Here is a 25,244-nt window from a genome sequence, read left to right as displayed (position 1 = left end):
GCTTCAGCGCCGCCGGCGCAGCGCCCGGCTCCGCCCCAGACGGAGCTGGTCTCGCTGCGCCGGCAGTTGCTTTTTGACCAGCGCCCTGGGGCTGGCCGGTTCAAGTCTGCTCAGCGTCGGTATTGGGCTTTGATCTGGGTCAGGGCGAGGCGCCGACCCCTTGGAGAAGATGGTTCATGACCGTGCTCTACAACCCCCACGCCCCCGCCGATGCACACCTCATCGCCAAGTACGATGGTCGCGCGCCCCGCTACACCAGCTATCCGACGGCGGTGCAGTTCACCCCCGAGGTGAACGAAGCCACTTATCGTGAGTGGTTGGCGGCCCTGCCGGTGACCACGCCGGTTTCGGTCTATCTGCACATCCCGTTCTGCGCCCGCCTCTGCTGGTACTGCGGCTGCAACACCCGGGCGGTCAGCCGCCACGAGCCCGTGCGCGACTATGTCGCCCTGCTGATGAGCGAGCTCTCGATCCTGGAGCAGGCCCTGCCCGGCAAGATGGCCGTGGGCGACATCCACCTGGGCGGCGGCACCCCCAACATGCTCAGCGTCGAGGAACTGGCCACCATCTTCGGCGGCCTGCGCCACGTCTTCAACCTGGCCCCCGACGCCGAGATCGCCGCCGAACTGGACCCTGCGGTCCTGTCGCGCGACTGGATCCGGGCTGCGGCCTATCACGGCCTGTCGCGGGCCAGCCTCGGGGTGCAGAACCTGGCCCCGGAGGTCCAGAACGCGGTCAATCGCCAGGAGAAGTTCGAGGATATCGCCGAATGCGTGAACGATCTTCGTCAGGCCGGTGTCGGCTCCATCAATCTCGACCTGATGTATGGCCTGCCCCACCAGACCACCCGTAACACCCTGGCCACCCTGGACTCGGTCCTGACCCTGCGCCCGGAGCGGCTGGCCCTGTTCGGCTACGCCCACGTGCCCTGGATGAAGACCCACCAGCAGCTGATCGATGAAGCCGCCCTGCCCGGCCCCGCCGAACGGCTGGAACAGAGCCAGGCCGCCGCTGAACGGCTGAAGGCCGAGGGCTATGTCCAGATCGGCCTGGATCACTTCGCCCTGCCGCAGGACGCCCTGGCCAAGGCCGCCGCCAATGGGACCCTGCATCGCAACTTCCAGGGCTACACCACCGACGCGGCCGGTACGCTGCTGGGGCTCGGCGCCTCGGCCATCGGCACGACGCCGGGGGGCTATGTGCAGAACATCACCCAGGAACTTGGCTGGCGTCACGCCGTGGCCGACGGGAAGCTGCCCATCGCCCGGGGCGTGGCGGTCACTGACGAGGACCGCTTCCGCGCTGATATCATTGAGCGCCTGATGTGCGACTTCGCCGTTGATCTGGCCGCGGCCTGCGAACGCCACGGCCGCACCATCGCTGACCTGCAGGACTCCATCGTCCGGCTGCACGATTTTCAGCAGGACGGCCTGGCGACCTGGGACGGTCAGATGCTGAGCGTGACGCCCCGGGGACGGATGCTGGTGCGCTCCATCTGCGCCCTGTTCGACGCTCATCTCGCGCCAGACGCACAACGCCACGCCAAGGCGATCTGACACCGCGCGGGGCCCTGACATTTCAGGGCAAATGTCCTAGGTCCTGACGCTGGAGTCATTGGCGAGGAGTCGTCCCATGAGCGTCTGCGTCCTGGGCGGCGTCAACCTGGACCATGTGGCGCGGGTGGCGGATCTGCCCCGCCCCGGCGAGACCGTCGCCAGCCGGAGCCTGATCCAATTTCCCGGCGGCAAGGGCGCCAACCAGGCCGTCGCCGCCGCCTGCCTGGGTGCAGAGACGCGCCTGCTGGGCGCCGTCGGCCAGGATAGCGCCGGCGACTTCATGCTCGATTTTCTTGTGGGCGCGGGCGTGAATGTGGGTGGCGTGCGGCGCGAGGCCGGCGCCCCGACCGGTCAGGCCTTCATCACCGTCGATGACGCCGCCCGGAACATGATCGTGGTCGCCGCCGGGGCCAACGCCCTCTATGGCGCGCAGGCCGCGCTGAGCGCTGATCTCGCCGGCGCAAAGGTGATCCTGACCCAGTTCGAGGCGACATTGGAGGCCATTGAGGCGATCTTCAGGCGGCCGGACGCGGCCGGCGCGATCAAGATCCTCAACACCGCGCCTGCTCTCTCAGAGGGCGCGGCCCTGCTGGCCCTGGCCGACCTCCTGATCCTCAACGAGACCGAGCTGGCGAGCTTTGCAGGCCTGGACGCCGAACCTGCCGACGCTTCCGCCGCCCTCGCTGCAGCGCAGGTCCTGGCCCGGCCAGGTCAGACGGTGCTGGCCACTCTGGGCGCAGCCGGCGCCGTGGCGGTGCGGGGGGACGAGGCCTTCCAGGTCCCCGGCCTACGACAGCGGGCGGTGGACACGACCGGCGCGGGCGACTGCTTCTGCGGAGCCCTCGCCGCTGGCCTAAGTCGCGGCCTCACCCTGCCCGACGCCATGGCCTTCGCCAACGCCGCCGCGGCGCTCTCGGTCACACGGGCCGGCGCGGCGGCCTCCATGCCCCTGGCCGCCGAGGTCGAGGCGCTGATGGCGGGCGCCTAGGCCTCTTCGCCGAGGGCTGCGCGGCGGTATTCCCGGGGCGACTGGCCATAGGCGCTGCGGAAGGCCCGGCTGAAATGGGCCGAGCCGTTGAAGCCCCAGCGAAAGCAAATCTCCGAGATCGAGAGCTGGGCGCAGGCGGGGCTGGCGAGGTCAGCCCGGCAGCGCTCCAACCGCCGGCCGCGCACATAACCGGTGAAGCTCTGCCCCTGCCCGGCGAACAGTTTCTGCAGGTAGCGGGGCGAGACACCGTCCTCATCAGCCACCCGGCGCAGGGTGAGCTCGGGCTCGGCCAGCAGAACCTCGATGGTCTGGCGGACCCTGTGCATCTGGACCGCACGGGCCCCCTCGGCGCCGCCCCGCGCAGCCGGCCCCCCGTCCTGGGCCAGGCAGGCGACCAGGAACTCGGTCAGCGCCAGTTCGACCGGGCGGAGCTGGTCGCTCGTCAGGTCATCCAGCGCATCAGCCGTAGCTCGTAACAGTCCTGAAAAAACATGATTTATGCCCGCGACAGTCGCCAGATGTCCGAGGCGCAGGGCCGAGGGCGCCAGCAGCCGGTGATCCAGAGCCACCCGCGGCGCGGTGATGAACAGCAGGCGAAACCGGCTCTCCAGGCGCAGGCCGGCCGTCTGCCCCGTCGGGCCATAGACGATGTCGCCCGGCGCCATGGGGATTTCGCGGTCGCCGTCCAGCAGGGTCGACTCCCCCTCAAGCAGGACCGCCATCCAGATGGCGGCGGGCTGGTGGGGATTGCGCCCGGAGATCTCCTGCGGCGTCGAGGCCACCACCGCGAACTCCACCCCCATGGGCGAGGTCAGGCTGGAGACCTGAGCATGGAAGGCCCCCTCGGCCGGCAGGTCGCCGACGGGCAGGCGCAGCCGCTCCATGGCCTCGCGCCAGGCGTCCCGGCGCTCAGGCTTGAGATAGGTGTCGGTGGTGAACTGCCAGGCCTTCAACGGCTCGTCTCTTGTCAGGCGGGGGCCTTCACCGATCCCTTGGCCGGGAAGATGCCCCGGGGGATGCGCACATGGATGCCCTGGGTCCCGTCCACCACCTGGGTGATGGAGAAGTCGGCGGCCACGCTCATCAGGGAATAGGCGTCGTTGCGCGACAGGCCCTGCTGCTCGGTCAGCAGGCCCAGCATGTCCAGGGAGGCGTTCTTCATCGCCCGGTTAAGATCGGGGTCGAAGCCATGGACAATCCACCAGTTTGGCGTCTCCAGCAGCGGCGATGGGAAGGTGAAGTCCTTGCGCAGGACGATCTGCATCAGCACGTTCAGCGAGGCCTCGATGGCCGTGCCGCTGATCTCGCCGTCGCCCTGGCTCACATGCGGATCGCCGATGGAGAACAGGGCCCCGTCGACCTGCACCGGGTAGTACATGGTCGCGCCCGCGCCGATGCGCCAGTTGTCGATATTGCCGCCATGAAGCCCCGGCGGAATGGTGCTGACCCGGCCGTTGACGTTCGGCGCGACGCCGGCGGTGCCGAGGTGGGGCCGCACCGGCACCCTCACGCCAGGCAGCGCCCCTTGGCGATCACAGACCGGGCAGTGGGTGATGGTCCCGGGCGTCAGATACTTGCCGGGGAAGTCGTAGGCATACAGCGCGCTGGCGGTCTGGGCGTTAGCGTCCAGTTCATAGATGGTCACCCGCTCCTTCTGGTCGAACTCATCATAGAGATGGCCCCAGTTGGCTGCGAGGTTGGAGCCATAGTTGCAGCGCGGGACCATGCGCAGATAACGCACCTCCAGCATGTCGCCGGGCTGGGCGCCCTCGACATGGATCGGGCCGGTCATGATGTGGACGCCGGGATTGCGGTCGGCCTCGGGGATCTCGCGGAAGATGGCGGTGACTGCCTCGTCCATCATCAGCTCGGGATCATCGCCGGCGTGGTGGGTGATGGCCTCGGCCTGCACCAGGTCGCCGCTCCTGATCCGCAGAGCCGGGCCCCGGGCGGGATCGAAATAGCCCCAGTGCACGGTCTTGGACGTGGCGTTCAGGGTGTGCAGGGCGCCCGGCAAGGTGTCGGCCCGGGTCTCGGTCGGCTCGCAGATGAAGGCCATGGGGCGTCCTTGGAATGGCGTGGGTTCAGGCGGCCTGGGCGGCCGGGCGGCTGTCGAGCATCACCGTGGTCATGCTGAGCGAGCCATGCTCGATATGGTCGGGGCCAAAGACCGCCCGGTCGCCGGGCATCCGGGCGCCAAGCGCATAGAGCAGCGGCCAGTAGTGGTCCGGCGTCGGGACCGACCGACTGGCCGCCTCGCCGAACGCCTCATAGGCCACCGCCTTCTGGGGATCGTCGGCGGCGATGGCGTCCTTGATGTGGGCGTTGAAGGCCTCGGCCCAGTCAAAGGCTGGACGGTGGCGGGCGCCCCAGTCCATGGCCGGCAGGTTGTGGACGATGTTGCCGGTGGCGACGATCAGCACGCCCTCATCTCGCAGGGGGCTGAGCTTGGCGCCCATCTCATAGTGCCAGGCCGGCGGCTTGCTGGCGTCCATCGACAGCTGCACCACCGGCACATCGGCCTTGGGATAGGCCTTGGACAGCACCGACCAGGTCCCATGGTCCAGGCCCCAGCCCTCGTCCTGGCTCACCGGCAGCGGCGCCAGCAGTTCGGCCACGCGCCGCGCCAGGGCCGGATCGCCGGGCGCTGGGTACTGCACGTTGAACAGGGCCTGAGGGAAGGAAGCGCCGAAGTCGTGGATGGTTCGCGGCTGGGCCATGGCGGTCACGCCGACGCCGCGGGTCAGCCAGTGGGCCGAGATGCAGAGAATGGCCCGGGGCTTGCCGATTGACGCCCCAATGGCGCCCCAGGCCGCGGTGGTGTCGTTGGTCTCGATGGCGATCATCGGGCTGCCGTGACCGAAGAAGACCACCGGCAGGCGTTCAGCCGGCCCGCTCATGCCGGAACCCGGGCCGGCGCGGCGACGGGCGCCTTTGCGCCGACGTCGGCCTGCATCGCCTTCCAGGTCCCCTGATAGCGCGGCGTCAGCCAGCGGTTGAAGGCGATCTGGGCCCCCTCCTGCCAAGAATAGCGGCCACGGATGGCGAAGCGCGAGCGCAGGCCCGCCTGGACCAGGCCGTCCACATGCAGGTCCTGGGCGATGATGGATCCGGCCGCGGCCATGTTCATGGCCAGCTTGTGCTCGAAGGCCGGGTCTTCCATGGCGCCGGGCGCAAACAGCAGGCCGGTGTCCATCTCGTGGGTCTCGGCCCCGTCGGCGCGGACGATCAGATAGATGACCATGTCGCTGGTGACGACGAGCGAAAGCGTCGGCGGGATGTTCGCAAAGGTCATCCGGTTGCGGTCGACCTCGGTCAGCTTGGGGAAGACCGGCAGCAGGGCCTTTTGCGTCACGTTGAAGCTGGCGTCGGCATGCAGGGTGCCGTTGAAGCGCAGATAGCCCGCCGCGCCGTGGGGCGGCTCGGGGAACACCGACTGGGCGCTGGGTACGAAGTCGTGCAGCGGCCCCTGGTGCAGACGGCTGGCGTGATAGCCGTCGTTATTGTTCTCGAACATCACCTTCCAGTTCCAGGGGAGCTTGGCGGCCGGATCGGGGCGCGGCCCCTCGGCGTTGGCCAGATCGTAGCCGGCCAGCGCGCTCTCGATCTCGGTCAGGCGCGGTCCCAAGGGCGCGGCGTCCAGGTCGAAATTGATGAACACGAAGCCCAGCCACACCTCGACCTTGAACCTCGGCAGGGCGATCTTCTTCTTGTCGAAGCCGCAGGTCTGCTCCATGGCCGGGGCGTTCACCAGCTTGCCGTCCAGGCCATAGGTCCAGTGGTGATAGGGGCAGACGAAGCCGCGGGTATTACCGTGCCCCTCGGCCACCAGCATGGCCCGGTGCTGGCAGACCGAGCTCATGGCCACCAGTTCGTTCTTGCGGGTGCGGGCCACGATGACGGGCTCGCCGATGATCGTGGTGGTGAAGTAGTCGCCGGCCGTCTTCACCCAGGACTCGCGCCCGACGCAGAGCCACTCGTGGTTGAACACCGCCTCCTTCTCGAACTCGTAGAATCCGGCGTCCACATAGCAGGCCGGCGGCAGGGTCTCGGCGGTCTCAAACCCCTCCATGGAGGTGGAAAGCCCGTCGAAAAAGGCGTCGTTCAAGAGGTGCGCGCTCATGCTGTGGACCCTCGGCTTCCGGTTCGGTCGAGGCCTTGACGGTAGGCGCCACGGTGGGGGCGGTCTTGCACCAGCGCGCACGACAACTTGGCCAGCCAGCGGCCAAATCCCCCGAACGCCCCATTTGCAGGCGGCGGTGATCAGGGGCTGATCAGCCGGCCGACCCCCCGCTCGGGCGCTGGCAAGCAAATGTGCGCGGATGGACAAGACCTGCGCCCGGCCCTGCGGCTAAGGTCGTCGTCACACAGCCGGAGCCTGCGCCGATGACCACCGCCGTCCAACTGAAGACCCAAGAGCTGAAGCCCGGTTTCGGCGCCGAGATCCTGGACGTGGACCTCGCCCGCGCCGATGGCGAGACCCTGGCCGGCGTGGTCGACACCTTCCATCGGCACGGCGCCATACTGCTGCGCGGCCAGGACATGACGCCGGCCCAGCTGGTGGATTTCGTGGCCCTGTTCGGCGAGCCCGAGGACCACACTCAGAAGCAGTTCACCCTGCCCGGCCAGCCCAAGGTCTTCGTCCTGTCCAACCGCGAGGTGGATGGCAAACCCATCGGCGCCCACAATGACGGGGTCGGCTGGCACACCGACTATTCCTACAAGGCGCAGCCGGTGATGTGCACCATGCTCTATGCGGTGGAGGTGCCGGCCGAGGGCTCCGACACCTTGCTGGCCGATGGCTGCGCGGCCTGGAACGCGCTCAGCCCTGAGCGCCAGAAAGAACTGGACGGTCTCCGCCTGCACCACTCCTACCAGCACTTCATGGCCACCCGGGAATTCGGCCGCCAGGAGCTGTCGGACGAGCTCAAGCGCGACAATCCCGATGTCGAGCATCCCCTGATCCGCACCCACCCGGCCGATGGCCGCAAGGCGCTGTGGCCCTCCACGGGCACGGTGACCGAGGTGGTGGGGATGGAGAACCCCAAGGGCCTGGAGCTGGTGGACGAGCTGGTGGAATTCATGACCAGCGACCCCTTCGTCTTCCGCCACAAGTGGCAGGTCGGCGACGTGCTGATGTGGGATAACCGCTGCACCCTGCACACCGGCACCCTCTACGACGACACCAAGTATTTCCGGACCATGCATCGCCTGTGGGCCAAGGGCGACGCGCCCTACTGACATGACGCGCACCTGGTTCATCACCGGCGTCAGCGGCGGCCTCGGCCGCGCCCTGGCGCTGGCCGCCCTTGAGGCTGGCGATATCGTCGCTGGCACGGTCCGCAAGCCCGCTGATCTGGCGGCCTTCGCAGCGCTCCATGCAAACGCCCAGGGGTTCGTCGCTGACGTCACCGATGAGGCCGCCGTCCAGGCCGCCGTCGCGGGCGCCGAGGCCCTGGCCGGCGGGATCGACATCCTGGTCAACAATGCCGGCTATGGCCTGACCGGCGCGGTGGAAGAGACCAGCCTCGATGAGGCCCGCGCTCAATTCGAGGCCAATCTGATCGGCCCCCTGGCCGTTCTGCGCGCCGCCCTGCCGGGTATGCGCGCCCGCCGCTCAGGCCATGTGATCAACATCACCTCGGTCAGCGGCCTGGCCGCCTGGTCGGGGACGGGCGTCTACTGCGCCAGCAAGTTCGCCCTGGAAGGCCTGGGCGAGGCCCTGGCCCAGGAGGTGGCGCACCTCAATATCCAGGTGACCAATGTGGCGCCCGGCGGCATGCGCACCGACTATGCCGGCCGCTCGCTGATACGCGCCGCCCAGGTGATCGACGACTATGCCGAGACCGCCCACAGGGCGCCCAAGCTGCTGGCCGAACACGCCGGCCAGGAAAGCGGCGACCCGGCCCGCGCCGCCGCCGCCATCCTGAAGATCGCCGGGGCAAAGGACGCGCCCCTGCATCTGCTGCTGGGCGCGGACGCCCTGCACTACGCCATGCGCAAGATGGGCGCGATGACCACCGAGATCGGCGACTGGGCCGGCGTCTCGACCAGCATCAGCTTCCCCGAGGCGTGACGGGGAGCCCGTCGGCGCTCAGCCCTCTGCGCCATCCGCGGTGAGAACCCAGCCCTGGACCGTGGTCAGCGGCGTAAAGCCGAGGTTCTGCAGGATCGGTCGGCTGGTCTCCAGCGCCTCGGTGATCAGGTATTCGTACCCCCGCCCCGCCGCCTCCCGCGCCCGGCTCTGCACCAGGGCGCGATAGAGGCCGCGTCCCCTGTGCGCCGGGGCGACGCCGCCGGTATAGAGGCCCGCGAAGCTGCGCCCTGCCGGCATCTCCAGGCGCCCGGCCGCGATCGGTACGCCCTCGGCATAGGCCACATGCACCGAGACCTCGCCTCCGCTGATCCCCGCGAGAAGCTGGCCTGGATCATAGCGGAAGGGGTGGCCGAAGGCGGCCTCGACGGCTTTCAGGAAATCATCGACATCGGCGGCCGTCGCCACCTGCCTGATCGACAGGTCCCGCTCCAACGCCGGCTGCAACAGGGTCTCATCGATGGCCCGGACCAGCAGGGTCTCCATCGGCTCTGGCGTAAAGCCGTGACGCGCCAGGATGAGCGGCAGGTCACCCGGCCTGTCATGACCGTGAACCTTCCACTCCAGCTGTCCGCCCGTGGCCGTCAGATGGGCGACCTCAGCGGCCACCTGCGCCTCCGCATCGGCCGTCGAAAGATCAGAATAGACGATGCAGTTGTAGGGTCCGCTCAACCGCACCCGCCCCCCGACTCGGGTCGCCACCAGTCCCTGGCTCGACGGCGGCTCCCGCCGCATCTCAGCGTCATAGCGCTCAAGGAGATCTGACCGCATGTGAAGCCCTCTGGCCTGTGACGCCCGGGCAATCGGTATGAATAAATCACACCGCATGCTAGCCTTCTATCAGAGCAGAAGGCGCAGCCCATGATCGAGAAGAGAACCGTAAGCCTGCCCCGGGACCAAGCTGAATTCATCGACGCCAAGGTGAGCTCAGGCGACTACGCCTCGGCCAGCGAGGTTGTCCGCGCTGGCCTGCGCGCCCTGAAGGAACGCGACGAAGCCATCAGCCGCTGGCTCCGCGATGAGGTCGCCCCCACCTACGACGCCATGCGAGATGATCCAGGTCGCGCCGTATCGTCGGCGTCGGTCTTCTCCGACATCCACGCGCGGCACCAGGAACGGTCGAAGGATCGCAAGTGATCCGCCGCACCATCGTCTTCAGCCCGGAAGCAAAAGACGACCTTCTTGCGCTATACGACTGGATCGCCAGCGAGGCCTCACCCGAGACCGCGATGGCCTACATCGGCCGGATCGAGCGGTTCATCGCCGGCTTCGAAACCGCAGCCGAACGCGGCACGCGGCGAGACGACATTCGGCCAGGCCTTCGCATGATCGGCTTCGAACGGCGCGTGACCATCGCGTTCGTCGTCGGCGAGCAGGTCACGATCCTGCGGGTATTCTATGCCGGCAGGGACTGGGAAGCGGAATCACTACCCCCCTGATCAACGGTACGAGATCCCGGGAGCCGATAGGCGGAGGCCTCAGCGCGGCACTTCTCCACCAGCAAGGCAACTCGCGCTAACCGAAGGCAGAGGTTGGCCGGCCATTCGTTTGAGATGCGCCGGGCCTGGCCTGCAACCGAGTCCACAACCCGCATCTCGAAGCTCGCTAAGCACAGCTGCCTTATCAGAGGCGTTCTGTTCGGTGAGGTGCTCGCGCAGAGATTTCCCCTCCGCCAGCACTACTTCCCGTGCGGCCTCGCACTCGGCAGCACTGGGGAATTCAGTCTGCGCAACGTGGGGTGGCTGATCGGGAACCAGCCACGTAGTCATCAGCGTTACCGGCACGCCGGCCGGCTCTACCGGATGCTGGCTCACGCCTGATTCAGGCACTGAGCAGGCTGATAGCACCCCGCAGATTAGGATGAACCTGAGGTTCATGCTCACTTCCTCGTTCGCGCAGCAGTGTTGCTCAGCTACTCGGCGGCACGTCTGGGCGTAGAGCTTCGGTCACGCCGCCTCAACGAGGTCTAAGGCGAATTCCGTCCGACAACACCGCACTCCCTTAAAACGGCTTATCCCCCGCCACCGTCACCCGGAACCCTGAGCGCGTATCCGGGAAGTAGTCCCAGATGGCCTGGTGCCAGGTGCAGCGGTTGTCCCAGAAGGCCACCGAATTGGCCTGCCAGCGGAAGCGGACCTGGTAGTTGGGGTTCATGCAGTGGACGTAGAGGAAGTTAAGGATGGCCGCGCTCTCGTCCTCGGGCATGCCCTCGATGTGGGTGGTGTAGGACGGGTTGACGAAGATCAGCTTCTTGCCCGTCACCGGATGGGTGCGGATCACCGGATGGACCGAGCGGTTGTACTTCCGGTCCAGATCCGGGAAGAGCTTCTGATAGACGGGGTTGGCGTCGTGGACCGCCTGCAGCCCCTCCAGATAGGCCTTCATCCGCTCCGACAGGGTGTCATAGGCCGCGTACATCGAGGCGAAGACGGTGTCGCCGCCGCTCTCGGGCACCACCGGCATGTAGAGGATAGAGCCCAGCGGCGGGGCCGGATCGCAGGTCAGGTCCGAATGCCAGTTCTCGCCGGCCACGAACTTGGAGTCGGCATCAGCGTGGATGGCGACGATCTCGGGATGGCCCTCGATGCCGGCGATGGCCGAGTGGATGGCCAGTTCGCCAAACAGCCGGCCGACCGCCTTGTGGGCGTCGTGATCCATCTCCTGGTCGCGGAAGAACAGCACCTGGTGATTGGCCAGCGCCTCGCGCAGCTCGGCGGTCTGCCGGTTGCTCAGCGGCTTGCCAAGATCGAGCCCGAACACCTCGGCGCCGATCCGGCGGGTCATCGGCTTCACGTCCAGAACGTCATATCCCATGGTCTTTGACCTTCAGTCCTCTGGGCCCAGGAACCGGCCCTGGCTGTAGATGAGGGGCTCGCCGGCGGCGGCCTGAATGTTCAGGCCCCGGCCGATCAGGATGTCGTGGTCGCCGGCCGCGTGCAGGGAGTGCAGGCGACAGTCGATGCTGGCCAGGGCGCCGGTGATCTGCGGCGCGCCCAGGACGCCCGGCGTGATCGCCACCTCGGCGAACCGGTCAGTGGCGCCGGGGCCGGCGAACAGACGGGCGAGCCCCCCTTGGCCGGCGGCCAGGATGTTGATGCAGAAATGACCTGAGCGACGCACGGCCGCCCGGGTGCGGCTCTTGTGGTCCAGGCAGACCAGCAGCAGGGGCGGATCCAGCGAGACCGAAGAGAAGGCGCTGACCGTGGTGCCCACGGGCCGGCCCTCCTCGTCCTCTGTGGTGACGATGACCACGCCGCTGGCGAAGGCGCCCATGGCCGCGCGCCAGGCCGGCGCTTCGAAGGGGGCGCCGATCTCGAGGTCGCCGAAGTTTGTCGCCTGACCCATCAGTCGTTCCCGAACGGGTTGTCGCCATAGACGGGGGGCGGGCCGCTCTTGGCCTGGGCGCTCTCCGCCCGGCCACAGACCGCCAGCGCCGTCAGCGCATAGACCAGCGCGCTGTCGGTCAGGTCCTTCGGGGTCGGCCGCCAGCGCTTGAAGCCGGTGGTGATGGCCGGAATGCGCTGCATGTTGAAGACGTTGTGGTCCCGCCACATGCTGGAATAGACCGGCGCGGCCCGCTGCACCGGGTGGCCCAGCGACAGGCGGGTAGCGGCGTCCACCGCGCCGACCAGGGGGGCGACCTCGGCGGCGTCGGCCTCAAAGCCGTGGCGGACCACGACGGGCTCGATATCCACCTCGCCCAGACCTGCGGCGCGGACCATGCGCTCCAGGGAGTGCTGCAGATCGGCGATGCGTTGGCGGGGGTTCAAGCCCACCTCCAGATAGAGGTTCACCAGCTCGGTGCCGGCCCCGAAGGCGTAGGGAATGCCCCCGCGCACCGCGGCGATCTGCGCCTTTGGCAGGGCCACGCCGCCGGCGCTCTCATAGGCGCTGTCGGTCTCGTACTGGCGGCTCCACTGGTGGATGGCGTCGGTCAGCGCGCCCAGGCGATAGATCGGATTGGGGTGGTCCCCCGACTTCTCCGGCTGGGTCAGCAGGGGGGTGAACACCCCCTCCCCCCACAGGCGGAAGCGGAACACGGCATAGCCGCAGCCGACCCAGGTCAGGCCAAAGTCGCAGCCCTCGGCGGCGATGGCGTAGTCGGGCGCCACGCCCCCGTGGTGGAACAGGTAATGGGCGCCAATATCCTTGCCCATATAGGCTACGCCCCTGTGCTCCTCGATGGGCTCAGGGCCGATCTCGCCGGGGCAGGCGGTCAGATAGAGCTTGCCGGCCAGGTCATAGCCGGCGGTCTTCAGGGCCTTGGCCGCGATCAGGAAGCAGCTCATCGGCCCCCGGTCATTGGCGATGGGATAGCCATAGAGGACCCCGTCCTCGAGCCAGCACTTCTCCCACTCCGGATTGTCCAGGGTCTCGGGCCGGTACTTGTAGGCGTCGAGGTCGGGATTCCAGGTCGGCGCCTCGGTGTCCAGGTGGGCGGTGAACAGCAGGTTCTTGCCCTCGCCTGCTCCGCCATAGGTCCCGATGATGTTGTTGCGCTCGGGCGTCGCGCCGACCCGGCGGGGGCTGAAGCCCTCGCGCTTCATCCAGTCGTGGACGAACTCGCCGGCGGCGAACTCGTGGCCGGCGGGGCTCGGAATATTGCCCAGCTCCAGGGCCAGCTCGACGATCTCGGTCTCACTGATCGCCGCGGCGATGGCGGCGCGGTCGGCCTCGGAGACCGTGAACGGCGCCTGGGCGCCGGGCAGTTGAAATCCATCGGCCATTACGCGGCCTCCTCCCAGGCGGTGATCACCTGGTCGGTCTCGACCAGGATCGCGCAGTTCAGTTCCAGGGCCTTCAGCGACGCGGCATGCACCTCGGCCTCATAGGCGGCGCAGGCGTCGGCGGCGATGAAGACATGATAGTCCAGATGGAAGGCGTCGCGGACCGTGCAGTCCACACAGCACTCAGTGGTCAGGCCCGCCACCACCAGGGTGTCGACCCCCAGACCTTTCAGCACCGCATCGAGCGGGGCGTCGTGGAAGCCGGAATAGCGGGCCTTCTCCACCACCTTATCGCCGGCCAGAGGTTTGGGACCATAGAAGTCCGACCCCACCTCGCCGGCCCGGCAGAGGCCGGAATCGGAGTCCGGATCGCCGCCCCGGCGGCGCATCCGCTCGCGCCAGGAGACGGAGTCGGTTTCGGATCGCGTGAACAGGCCGACAAAGACCACCGGGGCCCCCGCCGCCCGGGCCGCCGCCGCCAGGGCCTGCGCCTTTTCCAGGGCTGGCGGCACGGTGGAGAGATCGACGCCCCACTGGCCAAGACGGCCCTCGGGCGCGGCGAAATCCACCTGCATGTCAATGATCACCAGGGCGGTGCGGGCCGGCGTGATCCAGGTCGCCAGCCCATCGGAGGCTGGCGAGGGCGAGGCCAGAGCGCTCATGCGAAGGCCGAACGCAGGCCTGGCAGGATCTCGGCGCCGAACATCTTCAGGCCCTCCACATAGTCGGGGAAGATCAGCATTAGGCCGTCCAGCTGGGCGAACTCCACAAACTCCTGGACCTGCTCGGCGCAGGTGGCCGGCGAGCCCACGGCGGTGTGGGTCATGAAGGCGCCCTGCTGCTTGGCCACCACGTCCAGCTTGTCAGCCGGCACGCCCCAGCTGCGCAGCATCTCCAGGATGGCGCCCATGTCGGTGCCGGTCTTGTAGTGCTCGACCATGGCCTCGGCCTTGGCGTCGGTTTCGCCGTGGACGATGGTGCACATGGCGTAGGTCTTGATCGACTTGCCCAGGTCGGCTGCGACCTTCTTGGCCCGCAGGCTGTTGTCGCGGCGCTCCTCGGCCGTACGACCGCCGATGAAGCAGATGTCGGCCTCGCGCACCGAGAACTGGAAGCCACGGTCCGACTGGCCCGCGCAGATCAGGTCCGGCCGGGGCCGCGACAGGGGTTTGGGGTTCGACTTGGCGTCCTTCATGTTGAAGAACCTGCCCGCGTGATCGACGCTGTCCTCCTTCCAGAGGCGCTTGATGACGGCGGTCCATTCCTCAGTCAGGGCGTAGCGCGCCTCGTGGTCGAGACTGTCGTCCCACATGCCCATCTGGTCGAACTCGGCGCGATAGGCGCCGGCCACGATGTTCAGGCCAGCCCGCCCGCCGCTGATGTGGTCGAGGGTCGAGATCATCTTGGCCGTCACCGCCGGGTTCTGCAGCATGGGGTGGACGGTGGCCCAGATCTTCACATTCTTGGTCGCCTCGGCGATGCCGGCCATCATGGTCACCGACTCCAGGGACGCGCCCCAGTGGTCGGTCGTACCGCCGAAGCCGCGCCACTTGCCCATGGACATGACGAAGTCCATGCCGACCTCGTCGGCGGTGACCGCTGCGGCCCGGTTCTGGGTCCACAGGTCGTCCAGCGGCGGCGAGGTCTCCGAGATGATCCAGCCGCCATTGGCGACCGGCAGGAAGACGCCGAATTCCTTATGGGAGGAAGGCTTCTGATACATGGGGGACGCCTCAGACAGGATCGTTGACAAGGCCGGCGCCCGGGGCGGCCGGAGCGTTCGCTTCGGTCTTCATCTGCGGCGGGCGCATGAAGAGCGAGGCGACGAACACCACGGCGGCGACGACGCCGAACAGCTGGAAGGTCGGGGTGAAGCTGCCGAGCGCATCGCGCAGGGAGCCGCCAATCAGGGGGCCGAGCGCCGACAGGGCGCCGACCAGGCAGACCGTGGAGAAGATCTCCAGGTTGTTCTTCCGCCCATAGTAGTTGAGCAGCAGGATGGTCACCGCCAGCGCCGTCAGGCCAAAGCCGATGCCGGTGCCCACCGCATAGATGATCATCAGCAGGTAGGTGTCGGCGACGCTGAGGGCCAGGGAGCCGGCGCCCAGGACCCCGACGGCGAGCATCAGGAGCCACTTGGGATCAATCCGGTCGCCGATGAAGCCGCCGCCCAGGCGGGCGACCGTGGACATCAGGCCCTCCAGGCTGAGCATACCGGCCGCGATACCGACCGCCACACCCCGCTCTGAAAGGTGGGCCACCGACAGGCTGGAGACCGTCACCCCGCTCAGCAGATGGACGAAGTAGGCCGCGACCAGGATGTAGAACTGCGGCGTGGCCATCGCCTGTTTCAGCGTCCAGTCGTGGACCGTGCGATAGACAGCCAGCGGCGGTTGGGCCGGGGCGGCCGCAGCGGCTTCGGCGTCAGCCTTGACGGCCCGGTCGATCTTCTCAGAGGACTCCCGCAGCCAGGCGTTGTTGGGGATCAGCATCGAGCAGATGACGCCGATGGCCAGCGCCGCCACCGCCTGCAGCGCCCAGAAGGGTCGCCAGGCGCCGCCCGTGGCCTCCATGACGCCGAGCGCCATCCAGGGCCCCGCCACGCCGCCCAGGCCGCCGAGGGTGAAATAGAGCCCAAAGGCCATGGCCCGCTTCTGGAACACCGCGGCCAGGACGTGGGTCCCGGGGATCAGAGCCATCAGCTGGTAGGCCACCCCACACAGGGCGGTGCCGAGGAAGTAGATCCAGACGCTCTGCGTCAGGTAGAGGCAGATGAAGCCCACGGCCATGACGACGGTGCCCACCAGCAGGGCGGCGCGCACGCCGAACCGGCGGATGATGATCGGCGGCAGCCAGGCCGAGCCGCCGCAGCAGGCGCCCAGCAGGGTGAAGCCGAGACCCGCCTGCGCCCAGCTCCATTCCTGATCGGCCACCATGGCCGGCAGCACCACGCCCAGCGAAGAGAAGGTGGCCGCCGAGATCAGGAACAGCAGCAGGCTGAAGACGCCCAGAAGCACCCAGGGACGCCATTGGCTCAGGGGCATGTCATGCCTCCACACAGGAACACAGTCCCGCCGCCCCCCGGAAGGGGCGGCGGTCGTCAGATCAGAACGAGCGCTTCAGAGTCACCCGCCACTCGCGGCCCTTGCCGGGGATGGCCGCCAGGTTGGCGTAGGAGTCCGCAGCCGGGGTGAAGAACAGCTCATCGAACACGTTATCGACGTTGAGCGAGGCGTGGAACGGGCCGCGCGCATAGAAGACCGAGAGGTTGGCCGTCGTGTATTCCGGATAGGTGATCGGGTTCTCTACTGTCTGGGCCGTCTCGCTGACCCGGGTGGCCCCGAAGACGCCGCCCAGCTGGCCCCAGTCATACTCATCGCTGGTGTAGCTGCCATACAGGCTGAGCACGGTGCGCGGGATCAGGGTGTAGGCATAGTCGCCCCCGCGGCCCGGCAGGCCGGAAAACGCCCAGACCACATAGGTGCCGCCAAAGGCGTTCACCGGGTCCACGCCGGTCACATAGTAGGGGATGTAGCCGAAGCTGTTGTCTGGCCCCTTGACCGTCGTGCGCTGGCTGTTGCCGGCGAAGGTGAAGGACAGGTTGTCCGTGGCCAGGTAGCGCACCTCCAGTTCCACGCCCTTGGCCCGGGTGCCCCGCACGGTAGGATTTGGCCCGCCGGTCAGCTGGGTGCGGTTCTGCCGATAGCCGGCCACCGAGCCCACCAGGGAGCCCGACAGCAGCTGGAACTTCACCCCGGCCTCGGCCAGGTCGGAGTCCGAGAGCCAGGCGTCTGACTGGATCAGCGACGGTGCGATATCGCCGGCCTGGCTCATCTCCAGGGCCGCGGTCTCGGCATAGGTGATGTAGGGCATCAGGCCGAAGTCGAACTGATAGGTCAGGGAGGCGGTGTAGGTCCCCTTGCCCTGGCTGTCTTCGAACTTGCCGGCCGGCTGATAGCTGACCAGGCCCGTATCCTCGGACTCCACCTCGTAGTGATCATACCGGCCGCCGACCATCAGGTTCAGCCGCTCGCCGATGAAGATGTCGGAGGTGAAGAAGATCCCGGCCTGGTTCCAGGTGGAGCTGTTGTCGTTCTCCCACTGCAGGCCGTAGCTCTCGGGCGAGAAGGGATCATCGATGATGTCGGTGGGCGTCGCGCCAAAGGCGATGTCGCGGCGGTCCAGCGCGATCAGGCCGGAGTTGAAGCTCTCCATCCTCCGTCCGTCAAAGGCCCGGTAGGACGCGCCGACAAAGGACGTCGACGTCACCATGCCCACGTCATAGTCGAAGTCGTAGCTGACCCTGGCCTCGCCTACCTGGGAGTCGAACATGGCCGGATAGCCGTAGGACACGAACCGCTTGTTCTTCAGCTCGTCATAGAACAGCTGGAACTTCAGCGCTGAGCCGTTGTCGAAGTCCCGCACGAGATCGAAATAGCCGGTCCGGGTCCACGAATTCGAGAAGTCCGCATCGCTGATATAGACCGTGCGCGGATCGAGCTTGGTGGTCCCCACGCCGACATCCAGCGTGTGCTTGGCGCTGCTCTGCGGGAAGCCGTAGTAGGCGAGGTACATGGCCGAGGCGTAGGGGTAGAAGCCGATCTCATTGGGCGTCAGCTTGCCGTCGCCATTGGCGTCGACCAGGCTGGTGTCGCGGCCGGTGATATAGGTCTGATTGTCGATCAGGTCCTGGGTCAGGCGGTTCCAGCCCGGGGTCTGCACGTCGCCGTCGGAGTGGAAGCCCATGCCGCCGAAGGCGGTGCGCCAGCCGCCGCCCAGTTCCAGATCCACCGAAGCCTGGAGGATTTCCCGGCGGGGCGAGACACCCCGGTAGAAGCTGTCGGAATTTTCCGCCTGGCCATAGAGGTTCAAGCCCCCTTCCATGCCACCGAAGTTCAGCGGGATGCTGATCTGGCCCGACGCCTCCTTGCGATTGTAGGAACCGACGGTGAAGTCGGCCTGGCCGGAGATCTCGGAGATATAGGCGCCTTCCAGGCGGCCGGACTTGGGCACGAAGTTGAGCATGCCGCCGACCTTGCCGGCCCCATAGATGGGCGTCGGCGGCCCGCGGACGATCTCGATCTGGGCCGCATTGGCGATGGGGGTTGAATAGGTCCCGCGGTTTTCGATCCGCTTGAAGCCGCGGAAATAGTTCTCCGCCAGGGTGCCGCGAATGTTCAGGGCGCCGGCGACGCCGTAGAAGCTGGCCGTATAGGTGCCCGGCGAGATCGCGGTCAGGTCGTCGATCGACTCGATGCCGTAACGCTCCAGGGTCACGTCGCTGGCGAAGCTCGCCGAACGCGGCGTTTCGATCAGCGCCTTGTCCAGGCCAAAGACGCTGTTGCTCGGCGTCTTCTCCAGCAGGCCGGTGCGGTCCTGCGCGGTGACCACGACCTCGTCGACCATTTCGGACTGCGCCAAGGCCAGGCCAGGATTTGCGATCAGCGCGGACAGGGAGGCGCCCGCGACCAACATGAGTCTCTTTGACATATCGCCCTCTTCAGGAGGGGCGCGGACCCTCCGCCGGGTGGCGGTTATCCCCGCGTCCGCGCGCCTCTTGAAAGACAAGGTCTCGCGACCGCGGCCCCAGGTCAAAAATGTCTGGTGACATTTCAGTTGGAATGTCAGCGGCGCCCTTCCAACGCTCAGATTTCCCCGTCCGGCGCCCAGATGCGGATCAGCGCCTGGGCGGGGCTCAACCTGCGGGCGCTGCTGGGGGCTGCAGTTTCCCCGAATGCGCGTCCTCTTCGCCCCAGCTGGTCAGGGAGCGCTTCACGGTTTGCGGCATGGTCCCCAAAACCAGGATCATGCCAGCCCGGGCGCCCTCGGCGTCGCGGGCGGCGATTCGCTGGGCCACGGCCCGGTGCAGGCAGATATCGGCCAGCCGCTCCTCCTGCGTTGTGGTCCCCATCGAATAGACCCAGAACCGCGCGGCCTTGTGCTGCAGGGGGATCAGAATCCGCGCCAGGGCGGCGTTGCGGCTGGCCCTGGCGATCAGCGCGTGGAACCTCTGATCCATGGCGATCAGGGCCCGGCGGTCCTGATCCCGATCGGCCCGCTCGGCGTCGTCAAAGGTCGAGGCGATCTGGGCGATCTCTTCGGCCGAGGCGTTACGCGCGGCCATGGCCGCGCAATGGGGCTCGATCAGCGCCCGGGCTTCATAGCCCTCCCGCAGGTCGACGAGATCCAGAGGCGAGACGGTGGTTCCGGCCCGGGACCGGCGCACCACCATGCCCTCCAGAGCCAGGCGGCCCAGGGCGTCGCGAATACCGGCCAGGCCCGTACTGTAGCGTCGGGTCAGGGCCTGCTCGTCCAGCCGCGCGCCAGGGGGCAACTCCCCCAGGATGATGTCGAGCAGGATCTGTTCGTAGGCGCGGGCCTTCTGGAGCTCAGGGGACCATTCACCGGAATCGGTGATGATGCTCACCGTTCCAGCATCCCTGGCTGCGCCCTCAGGGTTCACGCTCAAGCTCCGCACCACGCCTTGTCCTTCCTCCGACGCCGGCTCTTCGGGGCCGGTCACCCTCTGGTCTAGTCTGAAATCCCAGACCGGACCAGCCGAGCCCCATCTAAAGCACCTTGCAGGCCTCCTCGAACTCGAGCCGTGGGTTGCGGGGATAGACGCCTTCGGGACGCCCCTGGCCGAGGGCCACCAGGAAGTTGGACCGCCAGTTCGTCCCGCTGAAGAAGGCCTCGTCCAGCCCCGTGTTGTCGAAGCCTGACATCGGACCGCAGTCGAGCCCCAGACTGCGAGCGGCCATGATCAGATAGGCGCCTTGCAGGCTCGAATTCCGCAGGGCGGTTTCGAACCGCACCTGGGGGTCGCCGAACCAATGCCTGGCGCTCGGATCGTGGGGGAACAGCTTGGGCAGCTGTTCGGCGAAGTCCAGATCATAGGCCACGATGACGCAGACCGGCGCGGCCATGGTCTTTTCCCGATTGGCCCGTGAGAGGTGCGGCGCCAGCTTTTCTTTGGCCTCGGTCGACTGGATAAAGACGAACCGCCCTGGCCCGCAGTTGGCTGAGGTTGGGGCCCACTTCAGCAGATCATACAGCTGGCGCAGGGTCGCCTCGCTGATCGGGGCGTCGGACCAGGCGTTATGGCTGCGCGCCTGGCGAAACAGCTGGTCAAGAATCGGGTCGGCGAGATCCTGCACGAGGGCTCCTTGGGCGGCGGGCGGGCGGTTGATGGCAGAGTGATCAGCGCAGCGGCGCTGTGACCAGTCGCTTTGCACATTTCCAGTAAAATTTCCGCATCCCGCCCATCTCCTGGGCGCGGCGCCGATGAGCAAGGCCTCGTGCGCATGCAGGCAAGAAGTCGAACCTCGCCATCCCTAGGGTCCCAGCGAGGCCGGTCAACGGCCGCCGTGCATGAGAGGAGTTCCCGTGGGCCATCCCAACACCCTGATCTTTGTCGATCTGGTCGCCGATGATCCGGCCGCCGCCGGCGCCTTCTATGCCGAGGTGTTCGGCTGGCGGAACGATCCCCGTCCGGAGGGCCTCTATCACCGGATGGTGCCGGGCGGTCAGTTCCGCAATCCGGACGGCTCCGACAGCGAGATCGGCAATCTGCACCTGGGGATCTTCAAGGCGGACAATGCCCGTCCCCACCCGGAGCCCGGGGGCGTGGCGCCGCGCAGCGCCAGCCAGGAGGGTCGCAAGCCGCGGATCTGGGTCCTGATCAGCGATGACGACACGCCTGAGAGGATCTTGGATGCAGCGGCGGCGCGCGGCGCAGCCATCCTCTGGCGCAACCACTATTGGTCAGAGTTCAACGGCTTCAATCACGCCTTCCGGGACCCCTGGGGTAATGAGATCGTCCTGTGGGGCAAGGCCGGACCGGAGCCGGTCATTCCGGCTGACCACACCCGCGAATAGGGCCGGCCCGCGGGTGGAATCAGTCGCCCCGCCCGCGGGTCAGGAACTTCAGGCCGCCTGTCAGGAAGAAGCCCACCAGGCAGACCACGAACAGTCCCCAGGCGATGATCCGCACCGCCTCGATCAGCAGGCCGAGGATCGCCGCAGCGATCATGACGAGAAGAAAGATTCCGGCCCATTTCAGCATTGTCGTCTCCAAGCTTGAGCTTGAGAACGCCAGCCGCGCCATGACGTTCCCAGCGGTGAGTCGCAATTGTACAGGCGCCTTCCGGGTTAGTGCAGGGTCGAGCCCGGGGGACGTCCGCAGGGCTGAAGCGATCCGTCGGTCAGGCGCGCAGGCAGGTCCAGCCCTTCGTGACAGAGCACCATGTTCAAGGCACGGGCGAAGATGGCCACCGGCTCTGGTTGACTGACCAGCGGCGCCAGCAACGCCCGCGCAATCCCCATATCCACCCGCGACACGCCACAGGCCAGGACGAGCCTCTGCTCATCCTCCCCATAGCCGCCGCATCCGCCGCACGCGATCTGCAGGGGCCGCCGGGTCTGGCGCTCCAGCGCCTCCATCAGGGCTACAAAGATCGCCCCGGCCCGGTCGCTCACCTGCTGCGCCATCAGCCGACGAACACAGGGGGCCGGCGACTCGCCCGATAGTCGAAGCCCCGCCCACAGACGCAGGGCCGCCAGGACCACCTGTTCGCCATTGGTGAGGCCGGCGGGGCCTTGCACCGACATCATTTCAGCCCGAGGCCCTGCATCGTCAGCCATCACTCACCTATAATGCGAATAGTTCGCATTAGCGATATCCCGCGCCTGCCCCGTGGTCAAACCCCGATATGGGACCCGTTCGCCGCGGGCGCGTTCTTGGGCTAAGCTGGCGTCACAGCGAGGAAAGTCCGTCCATGAACATGATCGCAAAACGGGGCCTGCGCCCCCTTCGCACCGTCGCCTTGCTGGCGGCGCTGGCTGCGCCCGCGGGGCTGGTCGCCTGCGCCTACAATGAGGAGCTCGGCCGCCAGCAGGTGCTGCTGGTTGACCCCAGCGCGCTGTCGCAACAAGGCGCTCAGGCCTGGGCGCAGATGAAGCAGACCTCGCGGCTCTCCACTGACGCCGCCGCCAACGCCCGTCTGCGCCGCATTGGCGGCCAGATCGTCGGCGCGTCGGGTTTGGGGGGCCAGACCTGGGAATACGCTGTCTTCCAGGACAACTCCGTCAACGCCTTCGTCCTGCCGGGCGGCAAGGTGGGCGTGACCACGGGCATGATGGCCTTCGTCGCCAATGACGATGAGTTGGCCGCCGTTCTGGGGCATGAGGTGGCTCACGTCATGGCCAACCATGCGGCCGAACGCTATTCGCAATCCGCGCTCGCCCAGGTGGGCGCGGGCCTGGTAGGCGCGGCGACCCAGGGCGCCGAGAATGGCCTGGCCCAATCCCTGGGCCGATATGCCGGACCCGCCCTGCAGGTCGCGGTCCTCAACCCCTATTCCCGCCAGCATGAGCTGGAAGCCGATCGCATCGGCCTCGACCTCATGGTGCGTGCGGGCTTCAGCGCCCGGCGCGGGGTGGAGCTTTGGCGCCGGATGGCGGCACGGGGCGGATCATCCATGCCCGCCATCCTCTCAACCCACCCCTCGGACGCCGCGCGTGTCCAGCAGCTGGACGCCTACATCGCCGCGCGCGGCTATTCCTAGGTCCTAGAACTCGGCGGAGCCGCCGTCACAGGGCACCACCGCGCCGGTCGTATAGGCCGAGGCCCGGCTGCTGAGGAAGATCGCCACGCCGGCGATGTCCTCCGGCTGGCCGATCCGGCCGCGGGGGTTGTTCTTGGCGATGGCGTCGCCGGCCTGGGCCAGGGTCGCGGCCATCATCTTCGATGGGAAGGGCCCTGGCGCAATCGCATTGACCAGGATGTGCTCGGGCGCCAGCCGCTTGGCCAGGTGGCGGGTCAGCATGATGCAGCCGGCCTTAGAGGTGGAATAGGCGTAGGTCTCCAGCGTCGGCGGCTCGATGCCATTGACCGAGGCGATATTGATCACCCGGCCGGGGTTTTCGGCAGTCGAGGCGGCCCGCAGCAGGGGCAGCAGCTTCTGGGTCAGGAAGAAGATCGACTTGACGTTCAGGTCGACCGTCTTGTCCCAGCCGTCCTCAGGGTAGTCGTCGATCGGCGCGCCCCAGGTGGCGCCGGCGTTGTTGACCAGCACGTCGAGGCGGCTCTCTCGCTCCTTGACGGCGTTCGCCAGGCCCTCGATGCCCTCCATGCCGCCCAGATCGAAGGGCAGCGAAATGCAGGTCCCGTATTCCGAGAGCTCATCGGCCACCCGGTCGCAGACCTCGGCCTTGCGCGACGAGATATAGACCTTGGCGCCATTCTCCACATAGCCGCGGGCGATCATCTCCCCGATGCCGCGGCTGCCGCCGGTCACGAGGACGACCTTGCCCTCGACGCTGAACAGGTTCTTCAAAACGCGCTCCTGAAAATAGCTGGATATGAATTTGGTCAGCCGATCCGGCTGGACATGCCGCCATCGACCGGCAGCAGGACGCCGGTGATGAAGGCGCTCTCGTCGCTGGCCAGGAACAGGGCCGCATAGGCGGTGTCCCAGGCCGTGCCCATCTTGGCCCCCAGGGGAACCCTCGCGCCACGGGCCTCGCGGACCGCCTCGACGTCCTGGCCTGTCGCCTGGGCGATGCCGGCCACGGCCATGGGCGTGTCCATCAGGCCCGGCAGGATGGCGTTGCAGCGCACCCGATACTTGGCGTTGGACTGGGCGATGCTGGTGGTCAGGCGGTTCATGGCGGCCTTGGAAACCTCGTAGGCCACCTGATTTCCGCCCGCCAGCGACGCCAGGGACGAGATGTTGACGATGGCCCCGCCGCCTTGCGCGCGCATCATGGGGATGGCGGCCTTGCTGGTCAGCCAGGCGCCCTTGAGATTGACCGCCATGATCTTGTCAAAGGCGTCTTCCTCGACCTTGTGCGCCGGTCCATCGCCCCCGCCGATCCCCACATTGTTGACCAGGATATCGAGACGTCCGAGGGTTTCGGCCGCCGCGGCGACCACCGCCTCGGCGCCCTCGGCCTTGGCGATATTGGCCGCCAGGGCGTAGGCGTGGCCCCCCTCGGCGGTGATCATGTCCACCGTCTCCTGGGCGCGCTCGGCGACCCGATCGACACAGAGGACCCGGGCGCCTTCGCGGGCGAACAGGACCGCCATGGCGCGGCCATTGCCGATGGTCTGCCCCGGCGTCTGCCCTGCCCCGCAGATGACTGCGGTCTTGCCGTCGAGCCGTCCCATCAGAAGCCCTTCAGGTCAGGATCAAGGGTCTGGCCCTCGTCCAGCTGAACCCCGAACGTGTTCAGCATCATCGAGACCTGGGTGTACTGACCGGCGGAAAACACCACGTCCATCTTCTGCTTGTCGCTGAAATGGGCGTCGAGCGCCTTCCAGGTCGTCTCGGTGATGAACTGGTCGTGGTGCAGTTCGTCGGCGGCGCGGACCAGGGCGGCGTCGGCGGGGCTCCAACCGGCCGCGTCGGGGCCCTGCTTGATGCGCGCCACCTCTTCGTCGGTCAGGCCCGCCTGCTTGCCGATCGGCACGTGCTGGGTCCATTCATAGCCCGAGCGGCAGAGATAGCCGATGCGCAGGATGACGATCTCCCGCTCCCGGGCCGGCAGGCCGTTTCTGCGTGACAGGATGTAGTTGCCCCACCCCATGAAGCCCTTCATGGCCTTGGGCTCGCGCACAAGGGTGCGGAAGATGTTCAGAACCTTGCCGCGCTCGGCCATGGGGGCGAGCAGCTCGCGCTGATCGGCGTCCATGTCCTTGTCGGCGAGAGGTTCGATCCGGGGTTTGGCCAGGCGCATGGGTGGTCCTCCGCTTCCATGTTCGGCGTCCTCAGTCGCACTCGACCAGCCAGACTTCTAGGGTCGGGTCTGGCTCGGCGACCGATGAGGGCGCGCATTTTCCAGCCCCTGTCATGGGCCGGACCCGGCGGCGGCGTCAA

General features: G+C 67.4%; 27 protein-coding genes. 8 read left to right on the top strand and 19 right to left on the bottom strand.

Translation table 11 applies throughout. The features are described 5' to 3' along the window. Window positions 1-176 precede the first annotated feature (176 nt). Together hemN and Q8K84_RS04095 are read left to right on the top strand one after the other, a co-directional pair. On the top strand, window positions 177-1,556 hold the full coding sequence (hemN, locus tag Q8K84_RS04100) for an oxygen-independent coproporphyrinogen III oxidase (RefSeq protein WP_305281091.1): 1,380 nt from the start codon (window positions 177-179) through the stop codon (window positions 1,554-1,556). A gap of 76 nt (window positions 1,557-1,632) precedes the next feature. Next, window positions 1,633-2,544: a ribokinase gene (locus Q8K84_RS04095; RefSeq protein WP_305281088.1), complete on the top strand. Its 912-nt coding sequence runs from the start codon at window positions 1,633-1,635 to the stop codon at window positions 2,542-2,544. Here the strand turns inward: Q8K84_RS04095 and Q8K84_RS04090 are convergent. From Q8K84_RS04090 to Q8K84_RS04075, 4 genes are read right to left on the bottom strand one after another with little or no spacing between them, the layout of a single operon-like run. Continuing rightward, window positions 2,541-3,497 carry a helix-turn-helix domain-containing protein gene (locus Q8K84_RS04090; RefSeq protein WP_305281086.1) on the bottom strand — a complete coding sequence of 319 codons (957 nt, stop codon included), beginning with the start codon at window positions 3,495-3,497 and terminating at the stop codon, window positions 2,541-2,543. The two genes, Q8K84_RS04095 and Q8K84_RS04090, sit on opposite strands and share 4 nt — an antisense overlap. A gap of 14 nt (window positions 3,498-3,511) precedes the next feature. Continuing rightward, window positions 3,512-4,603 (bottom strand): acetamidase/formamidase family protein, encoded by a 1,092-nt coding sequence (locus Q8K84_RS04085; RefSeq protein WP_305281084.1) that lies wholly within the window; start codon window positions 4,601-4,603, stop codon window positions 3,512-3,514. Window positions 4,604-4,628: 25 nt separating this feature from the next. Beyond that, window positions 4,629-5,444, bottom strand: a complete 816-nt coding sequence (gene ygiD, locus Q8K84_RS04080; RefSeq protein ID WP_305281083.1) for a 4,5-DOPA dioxygenase extradiol — start codon at window positions 5,442-5,444, stop codon at window positions 4,629-4,631. After that, window positions 5,441-6,667 carry an aromatic ring-hydroxylating dioxygenase subunit alpha gene (locus Q8K84_RS04075; protein ID WP_305281081.1) on the bottom strand — a complete coding sequence of 409 codons (1,227 nt, stop codon included), beginning with the start codon at window positions 6,665-6,667 and terminating at the stop codon, window positions 5,441-5,443. The genes ygiD and Q8K84_RS04075 overlap by 4 nt, the downstream gene beginning before the upstream one ends. A gap of 263 nt (window positions 6,668-6,930) precedes the next feature. Between Q8K84_RS04075 and Q8K84_RS04070 the strand changes: the two genes are divergently transcribed. After that, the gene (locus Q8K84_RS04070; RefSeq protein WP_305281079.1) at window positions 6,931-7,785 is read left to right on the top strand and encodes a TauD/TfdA family dioxygenase; all 855 of its coding nucleotides are present in this window, start codon (window positions 6,931-6,933) and stop codon (window positions 7,783-7,785) included. A gap of 1 nt (window position 7,786) precedes the next feature. Continuing rightward, window positions 7,787-8,620 (top strand): oxidoreductase, encoded by an 834-nt coding sequence (locus Q8K84_RS04065; RefSeq protein WP_305281077.1) that lies wholly within the window; start codon window positions 7,787-7,789, stop codon window positions 8,618-8,620. An 18-nt stretch (window positions 8,621-8,638) separates the two neighbouring features. Here the strand turns inward: Q8K84_RS04065 and Q8K84_RS04060 are convergent, their stop codons facing one another. Beyond that, window positions 8,639-9,409, bottom strand: coding sequence for a GNAT family N-acetyltransferase (locus Q8K84_RS04060; protein WP_305281075.1), 771 nt, complete (start codon window positions 9,407-9,409; stop codon window positions 8,639-8,641). Window positions 9,410-9,499: 90 nt separating this feature from the next. Between Q8K84_RS04060 and Q8K84_RS04055 the strand changes: the two genes are divergently transcribed. Together Q8K84_RS04055 and Q8K84_RS04050 are read left to right on the top strand one after the other, a co-directional pair. Continuing rightward, entirely contained in the window at window positions 9,500-9,775 is a 276-nt protein-coding gene (locus tag Q8K84_RS04055; protein WP_305281072.1) for a type II toxin-antitoxin system ParD family antitoxin, read from the top strand. After that, window positions 9,772-10,077 (top strand): type II toxin-antitoxin system RelE/ParE family toxin, encoded by a 306-nt coding sequence (locus tag Q8K84_RS04050; RefSeq protein ID WP_305281070.1) that lies wholly within the window; start codon window positions 9,772-9,774, stop codon window positions 10,075-10,077. Before Q8K84_RS04055 ends, Q8K84_RS04050 begins: the two co-directional genes overlap by 4 nt. Window positions 10,078-10,639: 562 nt before the next feature. Here Q8K84_RS04050 and Q8K84_RS04045 read toward each other — a convergent pair. The 9 genes from Q8K84_RS04045 to Q8K84_RS04005 all read right to left on the bottom strand — a co-directional run bounded on the left by Q8K84_RS04045 (window position 10,640) and on the right by Q8K84_RS04005 (window position 20,522). Continuing rightward, a complete protein-coding gene (locus Q8K84_RS04045; protein WP_305281065.1) occupies window positions 10,640-11,452 on the bottom strand; it encodes a TauD/TfdA family dioxygenase in 813 nt (270 codons plus the stop codon). 12 nt (window positions 11,453-11,464) lie between these two features. Continuing rightward, the gene (locus Q8K84_RS04040; RefSeq protein WP_305281063.1) at window positions 11,465-11,983 is read right to left on the bottom strand and encodes a flavin reductase family protein; all 519 of its coding nucleotides are present in this window, start codon (window positions 11,981-11,983) and stop codon (window positions 11,465-11,467) included. Then, on the bottom strand, window positions 11,983-13,365 hold the full coding sequence (locus Q8K84_RS04035) for a peptidase M20 (RefSeq protein ID WP_305281061.1): 1,383 nt from the start codon (window positions 13,363-13,365) through the stop codon (window positions 11,983-11,985). Before Q8K84_RS04035 ends, Q8K84_RS04040 begins: the two co-directional genes overlap by 1 nt. Continuing rightward, a complete protein-coding gene (locus tag Q8K84_RS04030; RefSeq protein ID WP_305281058.1) occupies window positions 13,365-14,027 on the bottom strand; it encodes a cysteine hydrolase family protein in 663 nt (220 codons plus the stop codon). Before Q8K84_RS04030 ends, Q8K84_RS04035 begins: the two co-directional genes overlap by 1 nt. Then, window positions 14,024-15,088 (bottom strand): LLM class flavin-dependent oxidoreductase, encoded by a 1,065-nt coding sequence (locus Q8K84_RS04025; RefSeq protein ID WP_305281055.1) that lies wholly within the window; start codon window positions 15,086-15,088, stop codon window positions 14,024-14,026. Before Q8K84_RS04025 ends, Q8K84_RS04030 begins: the two co-directional genes overlap by 4 nt. 10 nt (window positions 15,089-15,098) lie before the next feature. Next, on the bottom strand, window positions 15,099-16,409 hold the full coding sequence (locus Q8K84_RS04020; RefSeq protein WP_305281053.1) for a CynX/NimT family MFS transporter: 1,311 nt from the start codon (window positions 16,407-16,409) through the stop codon (window positions 15,099-15,101). Between the two features lie 61 nt (window positions 16,410-16,470). Continuing rightward, the gene (locus tag Q8K84_RS04015) at window positions 16,471-18,855 is read right to left on the bottom strand and encodes a TonB-dependent siderophore receptor (RefSeq protein WP_305281051.1); all 2,385 of its coding nucleotides are present in this window, start codon (window positions 18,853-18,855) and stop codon (window positions 16,471-16,473) included. A gap of 205 nt (window positions 18,856-19,060) precedes the next feature. Further along, window positions 19,061-19,828, bottom strand: coding sequence for a GntR family transcriptional regulator (locus Q8K84_RS04010; protein WP_305281238.1), 768 nt, complete (start codon window positions 19,826-19,828; stop codon window positions 19,061-19,063). Between the two features lie 106 nt (window positions 19,829-19,934). Continuing rightward, complete coding sequence (locus Q8K84_RS04005) at window positions 19,935-20,522, bottom strand: malonic semialdehyde reductase (RefSeq protein ID WP_305281049.1); 588 nt, start codon at window positions 20,520-20,522, stop codon at window positions 19,935-19,937. Between the two features lie 229 nt (window positions 20,523-20,751). On the opposite strand from Q8K84_RS04005, the gene Q8K84_RS04000 reads away from it, so the two are divergent. Further along, window positions 20,752-21,243, top strand: coding sequence for a VOC family protein (locus Q8K84_RS04000; protein ID WP_305281047.1), 492 nt, complete (start codon window positions 20,752-20,754; stop codon window positions 21,241-21,243). Between the two features lie 19 nt (window positions 21,244-21,262). Here Q8K84_RS04000 and Q8K84_RS03995 read toward each other — a convergent pair whose 3' ends face one another. Together Q8K84_RS03995 and Q8K84_RS03990 are read right to left on the bottom strand one after the other, a co-directional pair. Continuing rightward, window positions 21,263-21,430 carry a DUF1328 domain-containing protein gene (locus tag Q8K84_RS03995; RefSeq protein ID WP_305281046.1) on the bottom strand — a complete coding sequence of 56 codons (168 nt, stop codon included), beginning with the start codon at window positions 21,428-21,430 and terminating at the stop codon, window positions 21,263-21,265. 86 nt (window positions 21,431-21,516) lie between these two features. Beyond that, window positions 21,517-22,008 carry a hypothetical protein gene (locus tag Q8K84_RS03990; protein ID WP_305281044.1) on the bottom strand — a complete coding sequence of 164 codons (492 nt, stop codon included), beginning with the start codon at window positions 22,006-22,008 and terminating at the stop codon, window positions 21,517-21,519. Window positions 22,009-22,142: 134 nt separating this feature from the next. On the opposite strand from Q8K84_RS03990, the gene Q8K84_RS03985 reads away from it, so the two are divergent. Next, the gene (locus tag Q8K84_RS03985; protein WP_305281043.1) at window positions 22,143-22,931 is read left to right on the top strand and encodes a M48 family metallopeptidase; all 789 of its coding nucleotides are present in this window, start codon (window positions 22,143-22,145) and stop codon (window positions 22,929-22,931) included. Window positions 22,932-22,934: 3 nt separating this feature from the next. On the opposite strand, the gene Q8K84_RS03980 is transcribed toward Q8K84_RS03985, so the two are convergent. From Q8K84_RS03980 to Q8K84_RS03970, 3 genes are read right to left on the bottom strand one after another with little or no spacing between them, the layout of a single operon-like run. Next, window positions 22,935-23,702: an SDR family oxidoreductase gene (locus tag Q8K84_RS03980; RefSeq protein WP_305281041.1), complete on the bottom strand. Its 768-nt coding sequence runs from the start codon at window positions 23,700-23,702 to the stop codon at window positions 22,935-22,937. A gap of 35 nt (window positions 23,703-23,737) precedes the next feature. Then, entirely contained in the window at window positions 23,738-24,535 is a 798-nt protein-coding gene (locus tag Q8K84_RS03975) for an SDR family NAD(P)-dependent oxidoreductase (protein WP_305281040.1), read from the bottom strand. Next, on the bottom strand, window positions 24,535-25,104 hold the full coding sequence (locus Q8K84_RS03970) for a carboxymuconolactone decarboxylase family protein (RefSeq protein ID WP_305281038.1): 570 nt from the start codon (window positions 25,102-25,104) through the stop codon (window positions 24,535-24,537). Before Q8K84_RS03970 ends, Q8K84_RS03975 begins: the two co-directional genes overlap by 1 nt. Between the last annotated feature and the right edge of the window lie 140 nt (window positions 25,105-25,244).

It is taken from the genome of Phenylobacterium sp. (assembly GCF_030679875.1).
GTDB lineage: Bacteria > Pseudomonadota > Alphaproteobacteria > Caulobacterales > Caulobacteraceae > Phenylobacterium.
This window is presented reverse-complemented; position numbering and strand designations above follow the sequence as displayed.

What these genes read in the sequence shown, in the direction of transcription:
- Q8K84_RS03990 (WP_305281044.1), bottom strand. Translation starts at nt 22,008, where the DNA reads ATGGCTGACGATGCAGGGCCTCGGGCTGAAATGATGTCGGTGCAAGGC.
- Q8K84_RS04015 (WP_305281051.1), bottom strand. Translation starts at nt 18,855, where the DNA reads ATGTCAAAGAGACTCATGTTGGTCGCGGGCGCCTCCCTGTCCGCGCTG.
- Q8K84_RS04070 (WP_305281079.1), top strand. Translation starts at nt 6,931, where the DNA reads ATGACCACCGCCGTCCAACTGAAGACCCAAGAGCTGAAGCCCGGTTTC.
- Q8K84_RS04075 (WP_305281081.1), bottom strand. Translation starts at nt 6,667, where the DNA reads ATGAGCGCGCACCTCTTGAACGACGCCTTTTTCGACGGGCTTTCCACC.
- Q8K84_RS04065 (WP_305281077.1), top strand. Translation starts at nt 7,787, where the DNA reads ATGACGCGCACCTGGTTCATCACCGGCGTCAGCGGCGGCCTCGGCCGC.
- Q8K84_RS04045 (WP_305281065.1), bottom strand. Translation starts at nt 11,452, where the DNA reads ATGGGATATGACGTTCTGGACGTGAAGCCGATGACCCGCCGGATCGGC.
- Q8K84_RS04085 (WP_305281084.1), bottom strand. Translation starts at nt 4,603, where the DNA reads ATGGCCTTCATCTGCGAGCCGACCGAGACCCGGGCCGACACCTTGCCG.
- Q8K84_RS04020 (WP_305281053.1), bottom strand. Translation starts at nt 16,409, where the DNA reads ATGCCCCTGAGCCAATGGCGTCCCTGGGTGCTTCTGGGCGTCTTCAGC.
- Q8K84_RS04040 (WP_305281063.1), bottom strand. Translation starts at nt 11,983, where the DNA reads ATGGGTCAGGCGACAAACTTCGGCGACCTCGAGATCGGCGCCCCCTTC.
- Q8K84_RS04030 (WP_305281058.1), bottom strand. Translation starts at nt 14,027, where the DNA reads ATGAGCGCTCTGGCCTCGCCCTCGCCAGCCTCCGATGGGCTGGCGACC.
- hemN (WP_305281091.1), top strand. Translation starts at nt 177, where the DNA reads ATGACCGTGCTCTACAACCCCCACGCCCCCGCCGATGCACACCTCATC.
- Q8K84_RS03995 (WP_305281046.1), bottom strand. Translation starts at nt 21,430, where the DNA reads ATGCTGAAATGGGCCGGAATCTTTCTTCTCGTCATGATCGCTGCGGCG.
- ygiD (WP_305281083.1), bottom strand. Translation starts at nt 5,444, where the DNA reads ATGAGCGGGCCGGCTGAACGCCTGCCGGTGGTCTTCTTCGGTCACGGC.
- Q8K84_RS04055 (WP_305281072.1), top strand. Translation starts at nt 9,500, where the DNA reads ATGATCGAGAAGAGAACCGTAAGCCTGCCCCGGGACCAAGCTGAATTC.
- Q8K84_RS03970 (WP_305281038.1), bottom strand. Translation starts at nt 25,104, where the DNA reads ATGCGCCTGGCCAAACCCCGGATCGAACCTCTCGCCGACAAGGACATG.
- Q8K84_RS03975 (WP_305281040.1), bottom strand. Translation starts at nt 24,535, where the DNA reads ATGGGACGGCTCGACGGCAAGACCGCAGTCATCTGCGGGGCAGGGCAG.
- Q8K84_RS03985 (WP_305281043.1), top strand. Translation starts at nt 22,143, where the DNA reads ATGAACATGATCGCAAAACGGGGCCTGCGCCCCCTTCGCACCGTCGCC.
- Q8K84_RS04035 (WP_305281061.1), bottom strand. Translation starts at nt 13,365, where the DNA reads ATGGCCGATGGATTTCAACTGCCCGGCGCCCAGGCGCCGTTCACGGTC.
- Q8K84_RS04095 (WP_305281088.1), top strand. Translation starts at nt 1,633, where the DNA reads ATGAGCGTCTGCGTCCTGGGCGGCGTCAACCTGGACCATGTGGCGCGG.
- Q8K84_RS04060 (WP_305281075.1), bottom strand. Translation starts at nt 9,409, where the DNA reads ATGCGGTCAGATCTCCTTGAGCGCTATGACGCTGAGATGCGGCGGGAG.
- Q8K84_RS04025 (WP_305281055.1), bottom strand. Translation starts at nt 15,088, where the DNA reads ATGTATCAGAAGCCTTCCTCCCATAAGGAATTCGGCGTCTTCCTGCCG.